This window comes from Pseudomonas sp. 478, assembly GCF_003254125.1.
In the GTDB taxonomy this organism is placed as follows: Bacteria; Pseudomonadota; Gammaproteobacteria; order Pseudomonadales; family Pseudomonadaceae; genus Aquipseudomonas.
The window spans coordinates 204,306-221,279 of the sequence record NZ_QKZG01000009.1 but is presented as its reverse complement, the minus strand read 5'-3'; the positions used below and the strand labels follow the sequence as shown (position 1 = coordinate 221,279).

Below are 16,974 nucleotides of genomic sequence, written 5' to 3'. Positions count from 1 at the left end.
TGATACTCTTCAGCTTAGTTGCTCTTTGCATCCTTGCTGTCGGAGGAGACACTTCGAAGCGCTTTTCGTGCCTGCTGCTTGCGTAACAGCTGCCAGTGAGAGAGGACGGTTTTCGGCGCCCAAATCTGCGGTTCAGAGGCTTCGAAGCTGTCCGCGAGCTCGCGTTCCGCAACGGTGGCCCTGGCCAGTTTGAAGGCTTGCTCCAGGTCGTCGGTCTGGTTCAGTGCCTGGGCGAACAGCGCGTCGCCGAAGTAGGTGAAGTTGGCTTCTTCCGAGCAGCCAAAGGACACGCGGTCAGCGCGCGAGGCGGTCATGATCAGGGTGCGTTCATCCTTGAGAGCCGGAATGAAGCCGCCCGAGTAACAGGACGAAATCACGATGATCTTGTCGCGGTTTTTCAGCGGAGAGAGCACCGTGGCGAGTTCGTCGGCCGGCAGATCGGACAGTTCCATGCGCGGCTGGTCGAGCACCAGTTCGTGTTCGCTGGAGCCGTGGCTGGTCAGGTAGATGAAGATCAAGTCTTCCGGGCCACTGCGTTCGGCCAGGGTGGTGGCGGCGCGGCGCAGGTTTTCCCGGGTGGCCATCGGCCGGTCGACGAGGTGGTCGCGATGGTTCACCAGGCGGATCTGGCCAAACGCACCAAAGCGGCTGCTGAGCATGTTGCTGACGTAATCGGATTCGCGCAGGAACACGCTTTGCTTGCCGTCACCGCCCAGGGTCAAGGTGTACAACTCGACCGCTGGGGTCGAAGCCGGCACGTTGGACAGTGCATCGTTGAGCAAACGGCCCTGTGCCAGCAAACCGAGTTCCAGGCTATCGGGCAGCAGCTTGCCATCGGCATCGCGAACCCGCTGGCCATTGACCCACGTACCGTTTTGCACCGTGCCGTCAGTCAGCACCAGGGTGCCGTGCCCCGAGTAACTGTCACCGTCGAATTGACCAATGTAAAAGCTGCCGTCGGGCAGGTTCAATCGACCTTGGCCGGAGAAGCGCCAATCGCTGAACTGGCCGATGTAATGGCTGCCATCGGCACCGATCAACTCGCCCTTGCCGTTCAGCGAACCTTCCTTGAATTGACCGAGCCAGACATCACCGTCGGCGTTCTCGTAGCGGCCCTTGCCGTGCAGTTGGTTGTTCTTGAAGCTGCCGACATAGATATCGCCATCGGCGCTGTTGAACGTCCCGTTGCCTTCGAGCTGACCGTCGACGAAATGCCCGGTGAACTGATTGCCGCTGGCGTCGCTCCGTTGGCCTTCGCCGTTGGGTTTGCCGTGGGCGAACTGGCCCTGATACGAACTGCCGTCTTCGAGTTCGAGACGACCGAGCCCTGAATATTGATCGGCCTTGAATTCACCGCGGTAGGTCATGCCGTTTTCTTTGAGGGTGCCTTCGCCGTCCCGTCGGCCGGCTTTGAAACTGCCGGTGAAGCTGCTGCCGCTGGTGGTCAGCGTGCCCTTGCCGTCGAACAGCCCCAGGTTGAATCCCCCGCGATAGACTTCGCCGTTACTGCCGTGCCATTCGCCCTGGCCATGCCATAGGCCCTTGTCGAAATCGCCGGCGTACCAGCTGCCGTTCGGGTAATCGATACGGCCCTGGCCTTGCAGCAATCCGTTGACCAGTTCTCCGCGATAACGTCCACCGTCCGGCAAGCGGGCGTCGGGGGGCAACAGCGATTCGCCGTCGCCGCAAGCGGTGAGCAATAGGGTCAGAGCGAGGAGTGCAAGTGGGCGCATAGCGGGATCCGGGCAATTAGGCGACCGAGTATGCCGCAGCTGTTTGACCTTATATAGCCAGGAAACAGGAGAGGGCGCGAAACAGCATGAGCTGCTTCGCATCCGGGATGGGTTACACGAAGCAGAGAGACAGTGGCTCGGCGATGTAGGCCGGCTTGTCCGAGCCTTCGATCTCAAGCGTGGCGGTGGCCTTGAGCAGCCATTGGCCGGGTTTCTTCTCGGTGACTTCGTTCATGTCGACCTTGAGTCGTACCCTGGAATTGACCTTCACTGGCTGGATGAAACGCACGGTATCCAGACCGTAGTTGACCACCATCTTCGCCCCTTCAGGGAGGATCAGGATGTCTTCCATCAGTTTGGGGATCAGCGACAGCGACAGGAAACCGTGTGCAATGGTGCTGCCAAATGGCGTTTGCGCGGCTTTGACCGGGTCGACGTGGATGAACTGATAGTCCCCTGTGGCCTCGGCGAACAGGTTGATGCGCTCCTGATCGATGGTGAGCCATTCGGAACGTCCGAGTTCCTTGCCGACATAATCTTTGAGCTCTGCAACTGGAACATAGGGCATTGAGACTCTCCTTGGGTTCATCGGTTTTATAGTTTTGAGGTGGGGGGATTTGACCTCCCGGATTACCACTTTAGATCAACATGGCAAATGGCTCCGGTCAACTGACCATGATTTTGGCGAATGCCGGTCTATAGCGTTGGCGTGCTTATAATGCTCGGCCCGTTTGTGCGGGATGATATTGGCGGGAGATGACGGATGTTGTTACGTGGCCTGACCTGGCTGGTGCTGTTCCAATTGCTGGGCACAGCCATCAACCACTTGTTTTTACCGATACTGCCGGGGCCGATTGTCGGCCTGCTGTTGCTGTTGGTATTCCTGATCAGCCGTGGCCAGGTTGGCGAACCGCTGAACCTCGCGGCCAGCAGTCTGCTGCGTTACCTGCCGTTGTTGCTGGTGCCGCCCGCCGTGGGTGTGATGGTTTACGCTAAAGACATTGCCGCGGATTTCTGGGCCATCGTCGGTGCGCTGGTGTTGTCTCTGTTGCTGTCCATGGCCTTCGCAGGCGTGCTGATGCAGCGCATGGTCAAGCGTCACGCTCATCGTGAGGATGGCCAATGATCTTCGACTGGCACGGCGCCTGGGCGTCGGTGATTCATCATCCGTTGTTCGGCATCGGTATTACGCTGGGGGCTTATCAGCTGGTACTGGCGGCGTTCGAGAAAACCCGCTGGATCTTTCTGCAACCGGTGCTGGTCTCGATGCTGCTGGTGATCGGTGTATTGGTGGGTTGCGGCCTGACCTATGCCGAGTACCGCAAGAGCACCGAGATCCTCAGCATCCTGCTCGGGCCTGCGACCGTGGCGCTGGCTGTACCGCTGTACCTCAATCTGCGACGCATTCGGCAGTTGTTCTGGCCGATATTTACTACGCTGGTGATAGGCGGCGTCGTCGCCACCGGCATGGGTGTATTGCTGGGCTGGTCGTTTGGTGCCGAACACATGATCCTGATGACCATGGCGCCGAAGTCGGTGACGTCGCCGATTGCCATGCTGGTGGCAGAGCAGATCGGCGGCGTCGCGGCGCTGGCGGCAGTGTTCGTGTTGATTACCGGGGTGATCGGGGCAATCTTCGGGCCGAGTCTTTTGACCAGGCTGGGTGTGCACAGCCCTGAGGCGCGCGGTATGGCATTGGGCATGACGGCGCACGCGGTAGGCACTGCGGTGGCGATGCAGGAAAATGAAGAATGCGGCGCCTTCGCGGCGCTGGCGATGAGTCTGATGGGCGTGGCCACGGCAGTTTTCCTGCCGTTGGCGGTGTCGATGGTGGTGTAAGGAAATGTCTATGAGCTTGCCGCTTTTTCCGCTGAACACAGTGTTGTTTCCTGGCTGCATCCTCGATTTGCAGATCTTCGAGGCGCGCTACCTGGACATGATCAGTCGCTGCATGAAGCAGGGCGGCGGCTTTGGCGTGGTGTGCATCCTTGACGGTGAAGAAGTCGGCATTGCCCCGGCGGGCTACGCGCTGGTCGGATGCGAGGCGCTGATCACTGATTTCAAACAGCAGGACAATGGTTTGCTGGGCATTCGGGTGCAGGGTGGGCGGCGTTTCCACGTGTTGCGCACCGAGATTCAGCGCGATCAGCTGACTATCGCCGAGGTCGAGTGGCTGGAGGACGAACCTGAGCAGCCGCTGCAAGACGAGGACGCCGACCTGGTTGCGCTGCTCAAAGCCTTGGCCGAACACCCGATGGTCGAAGCGTTGAACATGGGCACCGAGGCAACCGGGCAGCAGTCGTTGGCCAATCAGTTGGCGTACCTGTTGCCGTTTGCCGAAGTGGACAAGATCGACTTGCTGCAACTCGATGATCCGCAGCAGCGACTGGATGCAATTCAGGCGCTGCTGGATGAGCTGCAAGGCGAGTTGTTCGCCTAGAGCCTGCCGACAGGATCAGGCGGTTGTCGGCGTTATCAAGTCAGGCGTGAAGACCACGTCGTTGGAGAACACTTCCTTACCGGCGGGAAAGTTAATCACCGGTTTGTTTGCCGCCGCCACCTGATCGATCAACATGTCGTAGTCACTCAAGTTGTTTGCGCCGGCCCATGTCCGCTCTTCGATATTGTCAGCCTCGCCTCTGGTTGAGTGGTCGGCGTGAACATAGGATTGCAAGTAGATGTCACTGACCCGTGCTGCGCGGGTAAAGGTCGAGTTGACCAGCCAGATCCGGTCTGCGCTGAAGCCGCGGCTGGATATTGAGATATGGCCTTCCAGATCATCATCGGGAAACCAGGTTTTACCGCCGGTTCTTTTCGATTCGTCGAGCGCATCCCTGTTGAAATGATAGTTTTCACGGGCCGGGACGATCTCGATGTTGCGGGTGTCGAGCAGGTAACAAAAGGCAATGTTCTGGTTGAGTCTTTTCGGGTAATAGTCCTTTTCCGTGATCCGTCCCGGTTCGCTGTCCGAGCCACTGTCGGCGTCGGAGTCTGCCGCACTGTCAACGGATTCTGTATCGCTCGACTGGGTTCGGCTCAAGTCGCCGGGGTACTTGTGGTACTGAGTGTCGTACAGAAGTTCTTCTATCCCGGATTGCTTGCCGAACTGGCGGATGTACTGTTTCGCGTCGTTCAGACTGAAGGTCGCGCTCACAGCCTTTTGTGTCGTCGAGCCCTCACCGAGATCCTGGCGCGGGAGCATATGGCCGTCCCGGGAAAATTCGAAAGGCGTGCGGTCATCGCCCCTGAACATCGCGGGTATATCGGTACGGTACAAACAGTTGTATTTATTGCGCTTGTACCCGGCGTACGCCAGTAAGCCATCGAGATAGGCGCGGGTGTAATGGGCATTGAAATCCGTAAAGCCCCGCCCGCGGTTTCGCAGGCTGAAGATTTCAGGCAGCAACTCCTCGTAGGCGTCGTCGAACCGGTTGACGTTAGTCTCATCGATGGACGTTTGTTTATGGTTCTCGGCCCACTGCGGGGTGGTGCCGTTGGCTTGCATCTCGGCGAGCATCTGTGTGAGTTGCCGGTTCGACAGGTTGTAAGGCTTCATCGCCGCCACCACCTCATCCAGGGTTTTGTGCGGGCCGCGCAAGTTCATCCGGACTTGAAGCTGTTCAAGAAGCTTGCCTCTTTCTTCTGCGGTTATACGCGCCATCTCGACGTAATCAGGGGTGTTTCCCGTCTCTGTGGTCGGCTGTGTATCCGGCAGACGCAGTGGTGTCGCCGGCAAATCGGGCCTCGATAGCTCCTCGAACAATGGGCGTTTTTTAGAAGGCCCTGGTTGCTCGTCGATCAGTGGCCGCTTCTTGGGAGGTGTTGCTTGAGAATGACGCTGGTCGAGCTGCACAGTGTCGAACATCGCCTTCAATTGCCCGTATGAGTGTGGCTCCATTAACTCGGCAAATTCGTCCTGCTGCTTGTCAGGTGCCATCCAGCTCATCGAGGACTCGCCAGGCAGCGACTCGGCATCCGTAGCAGCCTTCGACGATGCCAGGCGCCAGGTCCTGCTGTCGGGATTGAGCCGCAATGTAGGTCCCGAGGCCGTCAGTTCGTTACGCCGTTTTGCCCGATACATTCCGACAGCGGCGTCAAACTCGACAAGTACCGTTCCACCGGACTGAATGTCGACGTACCGGCGTTGCGCCTGGACTCTAACCCCGTCAACGCCGGGTGCAGGCAAGAGGTTTGAAGAGGATGTGGACAGACGGAACAGGTGCAGAGGGTCGGAGCCGGAAGCGGCGGTTGGTGCTCCGGCAGTGGGGGTGTCCTGGATATTCAAGGCGGGCAATGGCAGCAGAGAAGGTTGAGTCAGGGAGGCGCCGGCAATGGGTAGTAAGGGAGCTGGCGGCATAGTGTCCGATGACATGCCTGCTGGGTGAACGATTGCAGCGTGCCCTGTCCCCTGCAGTGGCGGCAGATTCAATGCAGGTGGTTCAGGTATGTTTATTTTCGGTATTGAAGATACTGGTGGTTTTGGTGGCATGTTGGAATCCTTTCCAATAGTGGCCAGGAAAATGACCGGCCCCCAAAAGTCGAGGGCCGGTATTATTCAACAATGATTAGAGCGGACTTTATGGAAACACAATGTCGTTTGAGTATATTTCCCCGTCAGGAAGTTTGATGACAGGTTTGCCCAAGTTTGCGGCCTGATCGATCAAGTCATCATATTCCCACTCGTTGTAGTCACCGCTCCATGTTCTTTCTTCAATGGGTCTGCCCGCACTGGGTCTGTGCCTGGCGGACTCGGGTTGGCGCAGGTACAGATCGCAGATGTCATTGACCTTCGCAGCACGTGTCCCGTTCGAGTTGATCAGCCAGATCCTGTCAGCACTCAAGCCGCGCGCAGACATTGAAATGTGGCCTTCGTATGAATCGTCGGGAAACCAGGTCTTTTCACCGGTTATTTTTTTTTCGGTTTGCGCATAGCCATTGAAAACCAGGTTTTCTTCGCCAGGCACGACTTCAATATTGCGGGTGTCGAGCAAATAGGTAAACCCGATGCGCTGATTTTGCCTTTTTGCGATGTAGTGTTTGTCATGGAAACGCAAGAGCGGGTTACCTGAGCTGTCCTCATCACTGCTGGATGAACTCTCGTCACTGCTTGATGAACTATCGTCACTGCTTGATGAACTTTTGCCTCTTTCTTCGTATCCGCGGGTTCCGCTGTAGTCGATTAATTCCCCTGGATATTTGTGATGCTGAGTGTCATACAGCAGCGCTTCCACGTCTGGAGCGCTGCGAGCATGTACATATGCCTCCGACAGACTGAACGTTGCGCTCACGGCTTTTTGTGTGGTTGATCCAACACCGTGTTTCTGGCGTGGGCGCATGTGATCCTCGAAAAACTCGAAGGGGTTGCGGTCGTCCCCTCTGAACATGGCCGGAATATCGGTTCTGTATAAACAGTTGTATTTGTTGCGCTGGTAACCGGCCTTTGTGAGCAGGGCGTTGAGATATGGACGGGTAAAGTTGTCGGAGAAGGCTATGTTGCCGGTTGACTGGTTTCTGAGGTGCAGTATCTCGGGCAACAGTTCTTCGTAGACTTCATCGAACCGATGAGGGTTGGTTTCGTCCATGGAAGAATGTCTGAGGTCCTCAACCCACTGGGGAATGCGCCCTTGGGCCTGCACATCACTGACCAGTCGCGAGAGCTGTCGTGTCGACAGGTTGTAGGGTTGAATCTGGCGGGTGGTCTCCTCCCGCGATTTCGCGGCGGGTCCCGTGCTTGTCAGGGATCGAAGTTGTTCGATCAGTTGGTCCCTCAGTGCTCCGTTCTCAACGGACTTCGTAATGTAGTCGGGCACTGCGGGACTATCCGCTCTGGGGGATTGTTCGTCCGCCAGGCGTGGGCGTTGTGCCTCGGCTCCGGTTTGCGCTTGCGGGTTGTCAAGCTTGCGTTTGTGTACTTCACGTTGGCGCCTGGCGACCGAATCGAGACTGACCCTGTCGAGTTGCGCCGCCCATTGCTCGACCGAATAGTTCAGAGGCTCCATTCGCCGATTAAATTCATCCCGGCTCATATGTGGCGCCAACCAGCGGCGAAGTTCATCGAGAAGATACGATTTCTGAAGCCGCTCCTGTCGAATGGAGGCCCATCGCGGCTTCATCCCGGTGACCGTGACTTCGTCGCGGAAACGGGTGATATCACTGCCGGAAAGATCGTACATATCCCACAGGTCACGATCGGTCCACGCGGCGAGTTTGGTCGCTGGCTGGTCGATCGGGGTCGAGCCCGGTTCGACTTTGACAAACGAACCGTTGTCATCCTGAAAGGCCGTATGGGTTTCGGGTCCTACGTATGCGTCCAGGCCTCTTTTTCGATGCAGAATGACGTATCCCTGAAGATTTGTTGCGTCCGGGTTCCAGACATAGTGTGTGCTATCAAGGTAGATGCGTGGGGCGATAGCAGTCGTTGACATGTTTACTGGCGGCGGGGCGGGGGGATCGAGGCTCCAGCTTTTTCCATCGTTGTTCAGGTGCAAAACCGGCCCGCTGGGAGTCACTTCGAAGCGACGTTGTGCCCGGTATGTGTTCGTGCCGGCGTCATAGCTGACTTGGACAGTACCGTTGCCCGGGATGTCGGCGTACATGCGTTGGGCATGGATTCGCAAGCCGGCGTCGTTTGGCGGGGGCAACGTGTTTGCCGAGTAGACCGACACTCGAAACCCATTCAATGGATCATTGCCGAGAGGACGTGTCGGCACCGTGGACCCAGCGAGTGCCTGTGTTTGTATCGGCTGCGGGACGTCGGGCAACAGACCGGGTGTCAGCCCGGGCGCATGGGACGTGCCATCGGGCCATCCCGCAGCAGGTTGCATCGACTCCAGCCCTGTGTTCACGCGAGTGCCCGGCAGCGACGCATCCGCTTGCAGTCGCGGCGGGGTCGTCGTCGGCAGCTCAGGCAGGTTGATTTTGGGTATCGAAGATATCGGTGGTTTGGGTGCCATGTTGGAATCCTTTCCAGTGTTGAAACGGTATTTGAATGAAATCAGGTGTGACGCATTCGATCATTGATCCATTGGGGTTTCGTTCACGGGGGCGCGCGCGATGTGCATGTCCTCATGTTGCAGCTTGCGCGACCAGTCACCTTCGAGCGTCCAGTCCTCGGCGACGCTGTCGTAGTAAATGGCTTTGCTGTCATCGTCACGCAATTGCAGATGGCGGATGAGCACCAGGTCGGTCATCGGTTCGTTGTCTTGGCGATGCAGACGGATCCCTGCCTGGATTGCGTCGATGCTGGAATAGGCCTGGGCATTGATTTCTGCCAGAAGCACCACGGCAAATTCCTGTTCGACGTCGTATCGGTGACCGGATGAGGTGAAAACACGCACCGTTTCCATCAGCGCTTCACCGGTCTCGTCATTGGGCAGCAGAACAAGGATGTGGCCGACCCATAGTTGTGCGCCGCTCAGGCGGATGTGCTCGCGGCCGATCGTCTCACTCAGGTGCTGTGTATGAATATTCCAGGTTGAAGTACCGATGGCAGTGGCAATCGCGACCGAAGTCGACAGCCTGAGGATGGTGTCGGCCGCCGGATGAATGTCGTAGGTCGCGGCCTGTCCCTCCAGCACGAGAATGCCGGCCTGGGGCGCGGCCTGGATGTCCACCCGCAAGTCCTGCGGTTTAAGCACGGTGGGCGGGTGGGCAGCGGGTTGCTGCATCAGGTAGTGACCGCTGCGCTCAACCAGCGAGCGGGGCGTCAATACAGTCCTGTGACCCTGTTGGAGTTGGTCTTCAAGATAGGAATGGTGCGGCAGTCCTACCCGATAGGAGATTCCGTCGCGCATGATGAGCACAAAGTTGTGTGTGGGCATCAGCCCCGACGCGATCAGGTTGCCCATGACATTGCTACCAACCCCCGGGCGATTGCGGGCCATGTCTTTCAGCGTCAGGCGCTTTTGATCCATGAAGCGCAAGGTCAAGTTGACGTCCTGGTAGCGCAGGTAGTTGGAGTTGATGTTGCGGGTTGACCTGATCGTGTAGTCAGCCTCTACGGCTTCTATTTCATGACTGTCGTAGTCCAGGAATAGTGTGCTGAGCGTCGTTTCGCTCACGTGCCGGACAGCCAGTACGGTCGACGCCAAATGTCGATAGACGAAGTAGCTTGAGTGCGGTGCGCTGGAGGCGACATGGTCTCCTCCCTTCAACAGTTGCGGCGGGGTTGCAGGTTTGCCCCGCGCAAGGATGATTGCGTTGACGTCGACGCTCTCATGGCCATCGAGCTGTTGCGGCAAGTCAGGTTTGAGTGAGTAGAGATCCCTGGTTCGCACTATCAGTTTGTCGTTGCGCAGCTGGCGTTTGTCGGCTTCCTGGCGATACACGTCTTTGACCGTGACGGTGATCTGCGGCAGTTCTCCATCTATCCCGTGAAGAGCGGACAGCACCAGCGAAGTCCCTTCGACCCGCCAGCCTTGAATGCGTTCGAGCGTCCAGTCGAGGTCGATGAGGCTGGGGGCCTGGCCATCTTCGACCAGTGTGGTGGCGCCGGTTTTGTCGGCGATGATGTAGTGATCTTCGCCGGGACCGCCGTTGGCCTGGCTGTTTGGCCCTTTGATCACAATCGTGTCGGCACCTGCGCCGGTGTCGGCAATGTCCGCGTTTCCGCGCAGGACGATTCGGTCCGCCTGCGAACTGCCGGTGATGCTATTCGCGGCGTCCGCCAGTGTTTCGACAGTTTCCACAGACTCAAAGCGCAGCGGCGGGGTGTCGGGGCTGGCGCGCAGGTTCAGTTGCCCTGTTTGCAGGTCAATGCGCACGCCCTGATGCGGCTTGTCGCGCGAGACCTTGCCTTCCAGTTGCAGCGTGTCATTGCCGGCGCCACCTCGCAGCCGACTGCCTGACAGATCGCTAGGCTGGAGAGTGTCGGCGGCGATCCGAAAACTGAAAATATCATCCTTGTCGCCACCAGTGAGGGTCTTTTTTCCCGCGCCGTAGCTGAACTGGTTGGGTTTGTCCCTAACCCCCACAACGGTGTCGTCGCCGCCTCCCAGTTGCCAGAGGATGGCCTTGTGCTCGCCCGCGCTGCCGATGATTGCGCCCGGGATGTGGCTGATGCCTTCACTGGCATCGAACGTGTCGTCGGTTTCCTTGATGACGGCTTCCTTTTCCTCGATGTAAGGACTTTCGCCGCCAGCATCGTCCCACTGGTATTTCCAGTGCTTGACGGTCTGCAATTCGACTTGATAGCTGCCTAACACTACCGCTTCGACAGTGTCTTTCAATTCGTTGTCCAGCCAACCTCGGGCCGTCTTTCTCAGTAGCTCGCTGTAGTTGCTGTCGGTTTTGGCGACGAGGTAGCGGTCGAGAATGTCTCGATCCATGGTTTGCCCGGTGAACGCAAACCAACCCGAGCGCAAGCGTTCGTGGGTGCTCAATGTAATGTAATCGTCGATGTCATCGACCTGGCGGGCGGCACCGTAAATTCTTGCACCCAGGATGAGCACGGCACCCGCCGCAATCCCGATCGGGCCGGCGGCACTGAAACCGGCAAGAGCCGCTATACCCAGAACAATACTCAGCCCGGCGCTGGTCAGGCTAAGCGCTGCATTGAAGTAGTGATCCTGAGCTTGTTTGCCGGTGGCGCTGGCGGCGTCGTTGAACGCTTTGATGGCGGTGTAGATATCGAAGGGAAGAGTCAGGACACTGGCAAGCAGGCCGGCGCCGCGTGCCAGGTACTTGCCGGCACTGGTTGTGCTGAACCCTGTAAACACCTTGCCGCCACTGAGCATCATGTTTCTGCCGATGTTTTCCAGACCTCGCTCGAGGAACAAAGAACCCACCTCGGCAGTGATCCCGCCTACGTTGATGCCGGCTTCAACCAGGTCGCCTTTCTTCAGTGCTTCTGCGGTCCCCATGATGCCGCTGTAGATGCCGTAACCCTGGAGCCCGACGCCCATGCTGGTCATGCTGCGGCTTTTGACCTTGTCGGCCCAGCTCGGCAGGTTTTCAGGCAGCGATGGGGTACTCAATGACAATTGCTGGGCGGAGTCCAGCAGTTTGCCAAGGCTTTGCATGGACGCTGACAAGTCGGAGGATGATGCTGAAAGCAAAGATTGGGCGCTGGCCGAGCGTAGAACGCCGAGTTCAAACAACAACCCCGCGCAGCTGTCGCTATGTTGAGGGGATTGCAGCCTGCCCTCGATCTTGGCCGGATCAAATTGCAGGGCGTTTATGAACGTCTGGTCGGGCTCAAGCTGAATCGGATGATTTGCGTTGATCACCTGGCCATTGAGTCTTGCCCCCATGTCATACAAGTCCTGGCGACTGATGGTTAATTCGCCAATGCGAACCGGACCGTTCAATTGATCCTGGAGTAAGAGTCTGTTCCGGCGTTGTTCATCTTGGGGCGTGGATGAGGGCATCCGTGCCGAGAGAGAAGGGGGCGTTTCGGTAATACGGATGTTTATCGGCAGTGTTGGATTTTGCCCGGTGGATATGGAAGGCGTGGACATGGTTCGCGTATCTCTTTTTTCATATAGATGTCATTCGGTTCTTGGGCCTCATGTTGGCGTTGAACAGTATTGTTGAGGTGGATGTTGCAGGTGCGGTACATATTTATAGCTTTGGTTATTTTATATGCTCTCGCGGACGCTTTTTTTGAGGGTTTTATGTATTGATGGGTTGGGGGGTGTAACTTCGAGAAGGCGACATAACTATGCTTTCGAAAAGAGGGGCGGCAGTAAAAATACCGTTGATGCAATGATGTTGTAAGTTGAGGTTGAATTAAGCCACGCCATAAATATGGGGCGCTCTTCTGACGGTAATAGCGGTCAGTCCAGGCAGTTCACAGCTTCTCTTCGAAAGGAGAAGCTGCGAGCCCTTCGCTATCAGTACGAGTAACGCAACAGAGCGTGAGGCAAATTCCACAGCGCGAAGAAGCCGAACAATGCCATCAACACCGGCAAAACCAACCACCAGACTTTGGTCGGCATCGGATTCAGGACTGTCTGGCGCTGGGTCACGGCCAGGCTGGCCGCACAAACACAAGCTGCCAGTACCGCTCCGGCCAGGACATCGGTTGGCCAGTGCGCGCCCAGATAAACCCGCGACATGGCGATGGACACAGCCGGCAAGCAGCCGAGCAGCAGCCAGGTCAGGCGCATGCGCGTTGGCTGGCCTCGGCCAGCCAGTACCGCCAGGGTCAGGAACAGCGCAAACGAACCAGACGAATGACCACTGGGCATGCTGTAGCTGCTCAGTGGATCGGCCAGGACTTCCGGGCGCATCCGGGCGAACAGGTTTTTGGTTCCGGTGTTCGCCAGCGCGGTGATCAGCAGCGTGCTGCCGGCGAAGAGCATGTGTCGCCATTGTCGGGTAACCAACAGCAGGATCGTCAGCGCCGCGCTGATCACGAACATGTTTTTGAACTCGCCGAGCTGGGTGAGCATCACCGCTACTTCATCCAGCAGCGGGCTGCGGTGCTCCTGTATCAGCGTCATCAATCCCTGATCGAAGGCGTTCAGATGCGCAAAGCCAATAAACAACCCACCGAGGATCACCAGGCTGAGGCCGGCGATGTATACGGTCACCAGGCGATGAGCGCGCACGCTGCTGTTGACGCTCAGGCCTACCAGCGCCGCGATACTGCCGACCACCAGCCCGACCTGCGGCCAGAAACCTTCCGGCAACGGCAAGCGAATCGCCGCGCCCGTGGCCCAACCGGGTAGCAGGTAAGCGACGCTCCAGCCAGCGGCGGCCAGCAAGCTGACGGCGGCGAAGCGCGGGAAGGGCATGTCGAACATCCCCGCGACCATCGGCAGCATCGGCCGCAGCGGACCGATGAAGCGCCCGACCAGCAGGCTGGCGATGCCGTAGCGCTGGAAATACGCTTCGGCGCGGGCGATCCATTCCGGATGATGGCGCAACCCTGGGAGGCGCCGGATGTTCTGATGGAAATGTCGCCCGATGAAGTACGAAACGATGTCCCCCAGCACCCCGGCGAGAAAGCCCAGCAGCAGCGTTTCACCCAGTGACAGCGCGCCACTGCCGGCCAGGACCGCCACGGCAAACAGCAGCACCGTGCCAGGTACGATCAACCCGGCAATCGCCAGGCATTCCACAAAGGCCACTATGAACACCGCCGCGGCCAGCCATTGCGGGTTGACCGTCAACCAACCGGTCACGCTATCGAGCCATGGGCCCATAAAAACAACTCCATCGATTATTCAATTGGCCCCAAGGGACAAACACGATCTTCAAAACGCTATAAATCCCCTGTGGGAGCGGGCTTGCTTGCGAAGGCGGAGTGTCAGTCGGCACTAATATCGACTGAAAGGGCCCCTTCGCGAGCAAGCCCGCTCCCACACTGGATTTTCATTGTTCAGGTCAGCAAAAAATAATCGCGACCTTCGACCTGCCCCCGTCGCAACGGGTTGCGCGTGCAATACGGCGCGTAAGCCGCGTCGACGAAACGGTACATCAAATGCTCATCGCGGCCGTGGGGAATGCCCAGGCGCGTGGTTTGTATGATGTGAGCGGGCGCCGGGCCGACATCTTCCACCAGCAGCACTTCATGGTCGAAGCGCTTTGCGTCCCAGACCGGAACCTTCAGGCCCAACGCTTTGCAGAGCAACGTCTGTCCGGCACAAAGTTTTTGCGAGGGGCGAGGGCGACCCTGAGCGTCGGGATTGTTCAACAGCATTTGCGCCAGGCTCGCCGGCCCGCTCAAGTCATCGACCCACGGATAGGCGGATTTGATCAGCACAGCATTGCCCGGCCCCTGGGCGCTGAAGTTCAGGGAATCGCCGCCACGGGCGTAGTACATATAGATGTGGCCGCCATCCAGAAACAAAGCCTTACGTTTTTCTGTGTAGCCGAGGGAGGCGTGGCTGCCTTTTTCTTCGAAGTAATAGGCTTCGGTCTCGATGATCCGGGCGCTGAGCCACAGGTCGCCGACTCGGTGACGAATGACTTTGCCGAGTAAATCCCGAGCCAGCGTTTGGGCATCTCTGTCGAAAAATGCATCCGCGAGCCCCTTGGGCAGGCTCGTCGCGGACGTACGAACAGTCAGGTTAGTCATGATGAACGGTGTTTATCAGGGCTGATTGAGCCGCGATGATAACAATTTGCAGCTTAATCACGGCTGAACGTCGGCAAATTGCCCTCCATTTCGACCATCCGCCCGTCACCGCTGTTAGTCCCGGGACGCGACAGCTATAATCTGCCGCTTTACTCTTTACCAAGACCTTAGCAAAGACCACTCCAGACCATGACTGAGTCCGTTCTTGACTACATGACCCGATTGGGTCGCGCTGCCCGCGAAGCTTCTCGCGTCATCGGCCGTGCCAGCACCGCGCAGAAAAACCGCGCCTTGCAGGCTGCTGCCAATGCGTTGGACGCCGCACGCGCCGAGCTGACGGCTGCCAATGAACTGGATTTGGCCGCTGGCCGCGCCAATGGTCTTGAGCCTGCATTGCTTGAGCGTCTGGCGCTGACCCCGGAACGCATCGACGGCATGATCGTCGGTTTGCGTCAGGTGGCGGCTCTGCCGGACCCGGTCGGCGCGATCCGCGACATGAGCTTTCGGCCGTCGGGCATTCAGGTCGGCAAGATGCGCGTGCCGTTGGGCGTGATCGGGATCATCTACGAATCCCGGCCGAACGTGACCATCGATGCCGCCAGCCTGTGCCTGAAGTCCGGCAACGCGACCATCCTGCGTGGCGGCTCCGAGGCGATTCATTCCAACCGTGCCATTGCCGCCTGCATCCAGCGCGGTCTGGCCGAAGCCGATTTGCCTGCCGCCGTGGTGCAAGTGGTCGAAACCACGGACCGTGCCGCCGTTGGCGCGCTGATCACCATGCCCGAGTACGTCGACGTTATCGTGCCCCGTGGTGGCCGTGGCCTGATCGAGCGCGTCAGCCGTGACGCTCGCGTGCCGGTTATCAAGCACCTGGACGGCATCTGTCACGTTTACGTCAGTGCTCATGCCGACCTGCCGAAAGCCCAGCGCATCGCGTTCAACGCCAAGACTTACCGCTATGGCATCTGCGGTGCGATGGAAACCCTGCTGGTGGACCAGTCGGTCGCCAAGGATTTCCTGCCGTCGATGGCTGCACAGTTCCGCGAAAAAGGCGTCGAGCTGCGCGGCTGCGAACGCACCCGAGCGATCATCGAGGCTGTTGCAGCGAGCGAAGAAGACTGGAACACCGAGTACCTGGCACCGATTCTTTCGATCCGTGTGGTCGACGGGCTGGACCAGGCCATCGAGCACATTAATAAGTACGGCTCCCATCACACCGATTCGATCGTCAGCGAAAACCTGGCCGACACCCGGCGTTTCGTCGCGGAAGTCGATTCGTCGTCGGTCATGATCAACACCCCGACATGCTTCGCCGATGGCTTCGAATACGGATTGGGTGCCGAGATTGGCATTTCTACTGATAAGCTGCACGCCCGCGGCCCGGTGGGCCTCGAAGGTCTGACCTGCGAGAAGTACATCGTGGTCGGTGATGGCCAGTTGCGCGGCCAGGCGTCGGACTGACTTGGGCGACCTCGACCAGTCAGCCCCGGTAACCGCCAGCGAGCCTGCGCCTCGACGCATTGGCATGCTGGGCGGAACCTTCGACCCGGTGCACATCGGCCATTTGCGCAGTGCGCTGGAAGTCGCCGAATCGCTGGCGCTCGATGAACTGCGTCTGACACCCAGTGCCAGACCACCTCATCGCGGTACGCCGCAGGTATCGGCGAAAGACCGTCTGGCGATGGTCGAGTGCGCGGTGGCCGGTGTGGCGCCGCTGGTGGTGGACGCCCGCGAATTGCAGCGGGACAAACCGTCCTACACCATCGACACCCTGGAACTGATGCGCGCAGAACTGGCCGCTGAAGACCAGGTTTTTCTACTTTTGGGCTGGGACGCATTTTGCGGCCTGCCCACTTGGCACCGCTGGGAAGAGTTGCTCCAGCATTGCCACATCCTGGTGCTGCAACGCCCGGATGCCGACAGCGAACCGCCGGATGCCTTGCGCAATCTGTTGGCGGCACGCTCGGTGAGCGACCCGCTGGCCCTCAAAGGGCCGAGCGGACAGATTGCATTCGTCTGGCAGACACCGCTCGCGGTATCCGCCACCCAGATCCGTCAACTGCTGGCCAGCGGTAAGTCGGTACGTTTCCTGGTGCCCGACGCGGTCCTGGCCTACATCGATGCGCACGGTCTCTACCGTGCGTCGAACTGAAAAAGGGCGCGCTTCAAAACACGTGAACGCGTGTACCGAAGCGCCCGAACATACGAGCAAAACGA

12 protein-coding genes are annotated in these 16,974 nt (G+C 58.6%); 5 read left to right on the top strand and 7 right to left on the bottom strand.

Annotated elements, in window-relative coordinates:
• Positions 1–14 precede the first annotated feature (14 nt).
• Both DFS28_RS20100 and DFS28_RS20095 read right to left on the bottom strand, forming a co-directional pair.
• The gene (locus DFS28_RS20100; protein WP_111451180.1) at positions 15–1,733 is read right to left on the bottom strand and encodes a C13 family peptidase; all 1,719 of its coding nucleotides are present in this window, start codon (positions 1,731–1,733) and stop codon (positions 15–17) included.
• Positions 1,734–1,845: 112 nt separating this feature from the next.
• Positions 1,846–2,301, bottom strand: coding sequence for a MaoC family dehydratase (locus DFS28_RS20095; RefSeq protein WP_008152797.1), 456 nt, complete (start codon positions 2,299–2,301; stop codon positions 1,846–1,848).
• 195 nt (positions 2,302–2,496) lie between these two features.
• Here DFS28_RS20095 and DFS28_RS20090 point away from each other — a divergent pair, with 195 nt between their 5' ends.
• From DFS28_RS20090 to DFS28_RS20080, 3 genes are read left to right on the top strand one after another with little or no spacing between them, the layout of a single operon-like run.
• Entirely contained in the window at positions 2,497–2,859 is a 363-nt protein-coding gene (locus DFS28_RS20090) for a CidA/LrgA family protein (RefSeq protein ID WP_008152799.1), read from the top strand.
• Positions 2,856–3,572: an LrgB family protein gene (locus DFS28_RS20085; protein ID WP_008152800.1), complete on the top strand. Its 717-nt coding sequence runs from the start codon at positions 2,856–2,858 to the stop codon at positions 3,570–3,572. The genes DFS28_RS20090 and DFS28_RS20085 overlap by 4 nt, the downstream gene beginning before the upstream one ends.
• Positions 3,573–3,582: 10 nt before the next feature.
• On the top strand, positions 3,583–4,173 hold the full coding sequence (locus tag DFS28_RS20080) for an LON peptidase substrate-binding domain-containing protein (RefSeq protein ID WP_059402107.1): 591 nt from the start codon (positions 3,583–3,585) through the stop codon (positions 4,171–4,173).
• 15 nt (positions 4,174–4,188) lie between these two features.
• Here DFS28_RS20080 and DFS28_RS20075 read toward each other — a convergent pair whose 3' ends face one another.
• The 5 genes from DFS28_RS20075 to DFS28_RS20055 form a co-directional block, all read right to left on the bottom strand.
• Positions 4,189–6,222 carry a hypothetical protein gene (locus DFS28_RS20075; protein ID WP_132834315.1) on the bottom strand — a complete coding sequence of 678 codons (2,034 nt, stop codon included), beginning with the start codon at positions 6,220–6,222 and terminating at the stop codon, positions 4,189–4,191.
• Positions 6,223–6,310: 88 nt separating this feature from the next.
• Positions 6,311–8,686 (bottom strand): hypothetical protein, encoded by a 2,376-nt coding sequence (locus tag DFS28_RS20070; RefSeq protein ID WP_111451178.1) that lies wholly within the window; start codon positions 8,684–8,686, stop codon positions 6,311–6,313.
• A gap of 60 nt (positions 8,687–8,746) precedes the next feature.
• Positions 8,747–11,983, bottom strand: a complete 3,237-nt coding sequence (locus tag DFS28_RS20065) for a calcium-binding protein (protein WP_132834314.1) — start codon at positions 11,981–11,983, stop codon at positions 8,747–8,749.
• A 582-nt stretch (positions 11,984–12,565) separates the two neighbouring features.
• On the bottom strand, positions 12,566–13,882 hold the full coding sequence (locus tag DFS28_RS20060) for a bifunctional DedA family/phosphatase PAP2 family protein (RefSeq protein ID WP_111451176.1): 1,317 nt from the start codon (positions 13,880–13,882) through the stop codon (positions 12,566–12,568).
• A gap of 176 nt (positions 13,883–14,058) precedes the next feature.
• Positions 14,059–14,757: a DNA-3-methyladenine glycosylase gene (locus tag DFS28_RS20055; protein WP_111451175.1), complete on the bottom strand. Its 699-nt coding sequence runs from the start codon at positions 14,755–14,757 to the stop codon at positions 14,059–14,061.
• Between the two features lie 189 nt (positions 14,758–14,946).
• On the opposite strand from DFS28_RS20055, the gene DFS28_RS20050 reads away from it, so the two are divergent.
• Together DFS28_RS20050 and nadD are read left to right on the top strand one after the other, a co-directional pair.
• Positions 14,947–16,218 carry a glutamate-5-semialdehyde dehydrogenase gene (locus tag DFS28_RS20050; protein WP_111451174.1) on the top strand — a complete coding sequence of 424 codons (1,272 nt, stop codon included), beginning with the start codon at positions 14,947–14,949 and terminating at the stop codon, positions 16,216–16,218.
• A gap of 1 nt (position 16,219) precedes the next feature.
• Positions 16,220–16,909: a nicotinate-nucleotide adenylyltransferase gene (nadD, locus tag DFS28_RS20045; RefSeq protein ID WP_256596893.1), complete on the top strand. Its 690-nt coding sequence runs from the start codon at positions 16,220–16,222 to the stop codon at positions 16,907–16,909.
• Positions 16,910–16,974 lie beyond the last annotated feature (65 nt).

What these genes read in the sequence shown, in the direction of transcription:
- DFS28_RS20085 (WP_008152800.1), top strand. Translation starts at nt 2,856, where the DNA reads ATGATCTTCGACTGGCACGGCGCCTGGGCGTCGGTGATTCATCATCCG.
- DFS28_RS20070 (WP_111451178.1), bottom strand. Translation starts at nt 8,686, where the DNA reads ATGGCACCCAAACCACCGATATCTTCGATACCCAAAATCAACCTGCCT.
- DFS28_RS20055 (WP_111451175.1), bottom strand. Translation starts at nt 14,757, where the DNA reads ATGACTAACCTGACTGTTCGTACGTCCGCGACGAGCCTGCCCAAGGGG.
- DFS28_RS20060 (WP_111451176.1), bottom strand. Translation starts at nt 13,882, where the DNA reads ATGGGCCCATGGCTCGATAGCGTGACCGGTTGGTTGACGGTCAACCCG.
- DFS28_RS20100 (WP_111451180.1), bottom strand. Translation starts at nt 1,733, where the DNA reads ATGCGCCCACTTGCACTCCTCGCTCTGACCCTATTGCTCACCGCTTGC.
- DFS28_RS20080 (WP_059402107.1), top strand. Translation starts at nt 3,583, where the DNA reads ATGAGCTTGCCGCTTTTTCCGCTGAACACAGTGTTGTTTCCTGGCTGC.
- DFS28_RS20065 (WP_132834314.1), bottom strand. Translation starts at nt 11,983, where the DNA reads ATGGGGGCAAGACTCAATGGCCAGGTGATCAACGCAAATCATCCGATT.
- DFS28_RS20075 (WP_132834315.1), bottom strand. Translation starts at nt 6,222, where the DNA reads ATGCCACCAAAACCACCAGTATCTTCAATACCGAAAATAAACATACCT.
- DFS28_RS20050 (WP_111451174.1), top strand. Translation starts at nt 14,947, where the DNA reads ATGACTGAGTCCGTTCTTGACTACATGACCCGATTGGGTCGCGCTGCC.
- DFS28_RS20095 (WP_008152797.1), bottom strand. Translation starts at nt 2,301, where the DNA reads ATGCCCTATGTTCCAGTTGCAGAGCTCAAAGATTATGTCGGCAAGGAA.
- DFS28_RS20090 (WP_008152799.1), top strand. Translation starts at nt 2,497, where the DNA reads ATGTTGTTACGTGGCCTGACCTGGCTGGTGCTGTTCCAATTGCTGGGC.